At 70.5% G+C, this 3,257-nt stretch carries 3 protein-coding genes; all 3 read right to left on the reverse strand.

What is annotated here, in order from left to right; all coding sequences use genetic code 11:
• Positions 1 to 1,289: amidohydrolase family protein (locus tag ACRDU5_RS03235; RefSeq protein WP_526612777.1), on the reverse strand; the 1,289-nt coding region annotated here is incomplete at its 3' end.
• Positions 1,283 to 2,437, reverse strand: coding sequence for a CoA transferase (locus ACRDU5_RS03240; RefSeq protein WP_526612781.1), 1,155 nt, complete (start codon positions 2,435 to 2,437; stop codon positions 1,283 to 1,285). The genes ACRDU5_RS03240 and ACRDU5_RS03235, both read right to left, overlap by 7 nt.
• A gap of 16 nt (positions 2,438 to 2,453) precedes the next feature.
• A partial coding sequence (locus tag ACRDU5_RS03245) for an enoyl-CoA hydratase/isomerase family protein (protein WP_526612779.1) occupies positions 2,454 to 3,257 on the reverse strand: 804 nt, incomplete at its 5' end.

The raw sequence follows: 3,257 nt of genomic DNA on the forward strand, positions 1-3,257 counted from the left end.
TAAATAACCCGGCCGCCGATCACGGTCGCGGCGACCATATTGGACGCCAAGGTCGCCAGCGCTTCGGCGGGCGGGGCGGTGAGCACCATCAGGTCCCCGGGCTGCCCCGGGTCGACGGTGCGCGGCATCGCCGGCCGGTCGGGGTGGCCGAGGAACAGTCGCAGCGCCTCCTGCGGGGAGACCCGCTCGTCGGGGACGAGCACCTCTCCCGTCGCGGTCGATCTATGCACGGCCGCGCGCATCGCCGCCCACGGGTCCATCCCGCCGAACGGCGCATCGGTACTGGCGGCCATCGGTATGCCCGCCGCCAGCAGCGACGCCACCCGCCACAACTGCGGCCATTCGCCGGCGGGGACGTCCCGCAGGTAGTGCTCCCCGCGTTCGGCGACGAAGTTGGGCTGCGTTACGACGGTGACACCGCTGTCGACCAAGTCGGCCACGGTGTCGTCGGGAACCACCGCCGCGTGTTCGATGCGATCCCGCTGGTGGCCGCCGGCTGACCGCAGCGCGGCGATCGCGACCACCAGTTGGGCGCGGGTGACGCAGTGCAACGCGACGGGGATCTCGTCGTCGTGGTGATAGGCGACCCAGTCCGTCAGCTCGTCGACGTCGAGCCGGTCATCGTGCAGGATCCTCTTGCCGGGCGCCAGAAAGTGCAGCCGCTGCGGGATCTCGCCGCGGCGATGGGCCACCATCAATGTCACGATGTCATCGGCGGTCAGGTCCGGCGTGGCATCGGTGACGCCGGTAACCCCGTATTCGATGAGGCGGCGGCTGATATCGGCAAGCTCTGTTGCGCGGCGCGGCAACGCATCCGACCAATCGTCGGCGCTGTGCAGCCGGCCGTCCGGATGATCGGCCAGCCCGACGCTGGCCAGCCCCGCCGTGTTCAGGATCCACATGGCGCCGCTGCGGTGCTGGATACGTAGCGGTGTGTCGGGCACCAGCGCATCCAGCTGTTCGCGATCAAGCTCACCGGCCACCGAAGTGTGGTACCCGACCGCTCGGATCCAGCCGTCGGGTCCCGGAGCGGCGATCGCAAGCGCTTGTGCCAGTTGCGCTTTCGTTCGTATTCCCGGCGGGCCGACCACTACGGAGTCGAGCACCGCTGCCATCGCCCGCAGATGCAGGTGGTGATCGTGTAGTCCGGGCAGCACCGCACCGCCGTCGGCCTCCAACACGTGCTCGCCCTCCAGCGGGGCCAATGTGTCGGCCACGTCGATGACCCGCTCTTCGACCCGGATGTCGGCGAGGCGCCCGTCGAGCAGTGTGCCGCGGCGAATCAGCATGTGGCGTGCCTGGCTTCGATCAACTCGCGGACACGGTCGTTGTCGGCGCCGAGCAACGCGGCCGAGTGCCGCGGGGGCGCCGGCACGCGCAGGCGCTCCCCGTTGTCCACAAGTGCGATGGACGGCAACGCCGCGTAGCTGGCAGCCACCGCCGCGAGGGATATCTCGACGACCTCACCGCCGCCGCGCCCCAACGCTTCCAGCACCGCCAGTGTGGCTTCCATTCCGGTCAGCGGGTCGGCGATCGCGTCGCCGACGAACGCCGGACTCGGACCTTTTTTGCTCCTCGCGTGCGCGGCGCCGACGAGCCCGCCCGCGACCGCGGCGTCGTCGCCGAATGCGATCCAATAGGCGCGGTCCCCGTCACTCCCATAACCGGTGACGCGCAACCAGACCCGGCCGGGGCGGCCCGGCACCTGGTCGGGGCCGAGACCACGGCGAGCCAGCGCGGCGGGCCGCGAGCCCTCGATCACAACGTCGGCGACCTCCAGCAGCGGCCGCAGTTGCGCGTCGCGAAAGTCGATGGCGTAGGACAGCTTTGACGAGTTCATCCAATCGAAGAATCCCGGGTGACCCGAGCGGGTGCCGTCGGGCCGGTTCCGGCCCTCGACCTTGACGACGGTCGCACCGGCCGCGGCGAGCAGCTGTCCACACAGCGGTCCGGCCCACATCGAGGACAGATCGGCGACCAGCAGATCACCGACCGCCCTGGCCGCGGTGGCACCGCGGCGAACGAATGTCGGTGCGGCGGGTGTCACCTCCCCGAGCACCGCGGCCGGCAGGTCGAGCAGCCGTGCCCGCTCGACGAGCTCGGCCGCCCGGCGATCGGCGGCCGTGGTGGTCAGCGCCGCCCATGGATCCGCGACTGGCCCCGATGATTCGAGCAGCGCCGGAACGGCCTCGACATCGTCGTCGCGGGACAGCGTCAGCGCACACCAGCCGTCCCGGGTGGCCAGCAGCCGCGTCGAGCCACCCGCCGAGATCAGCCCGGCCGGTTGGAGCCCGAGTATTGCGGCCCGGCCGGTGAGGATCTCGTCGGCGTCGACGAACACGCTGCCACCGAGGGCGGCGGCCGCTCGACCGATTTCGCGGGCCACCTGCCGTGCCCGGGATAGCACAGAATCGGGAATCGCCAACGAGCCCACCAGCACATTCTGCACGCAATTACCGAGATTCGATGGCGTCTACCAAACCCCAGCCGAGCGCGGTGGCCGCATCGATCTGGCGACCCGACAGCACCAGATATGCGGTGCGCCAACGACCGATGCGTCGCGTCACGCTGACGGTTCCGCCCGCGCCGGGTACCAGTCCAAGAGCCAGCTCGGGCAGACCGATCACCGAATCTCGCTGTGCCTCAACCCATCCGCAGAACGCGGCCATCTCCAGTCCGCTGCCGAGCACCTGGCCATGCACGCGGGCGCGGCAGCGCCGGCCCAACCGGGTGGAAAGCTCATCCAGCACCAGTGCGGGGCTGTGCCGCAGCCGGGCGATGTGCGCGCTGGCCGGGTCGGCGAACGAACCGAACTCGGCGAGATCGCCGCCGCTGCAGAACGACGGGCCGTTTCCGGACAGGATCACCTCGTCGACAGACGGGTCGTAGCGAGCCACGTCGAGAGCCTCGAGCAGCGCAGCGCGGGCATCGTTGGAGAACGCGTTGTGCCGCCCCGACCGGTTGAACCGGATATGCAGGGTGGCGCCGTCCCGGTCGGCCAGCACCGGATCCGGCAAGACCGGCGCCGTCGCGGGCCCCCGCTGCGCGAGCCATCGGGCGAACTCCTTACCCGACTGCAGCGTCGAGTAGGCAAGGGATTCGGTGACCAAGCCGGCCAGCGCGGGCGCGGCCGGATCGACCGCACGCAACACGTCGTCGCACACCGCCGCGGCCTGCGGCCAGGTTTCGACACGTCTGGTCAGCTCGGTGAGGGCCGCACGCGTCGACTCGACGGTGACCACCCGCCGGTCGCTGAC

It is taken from the genome of Mycobacterium sp., from assembly GCF_050701515.1.
Taxonomy (GTDB): Bacteria; Actinomycetota; Actinomycetes; order Mycobacteriales; family Mycobacteriaceae; genus Mycobacterium.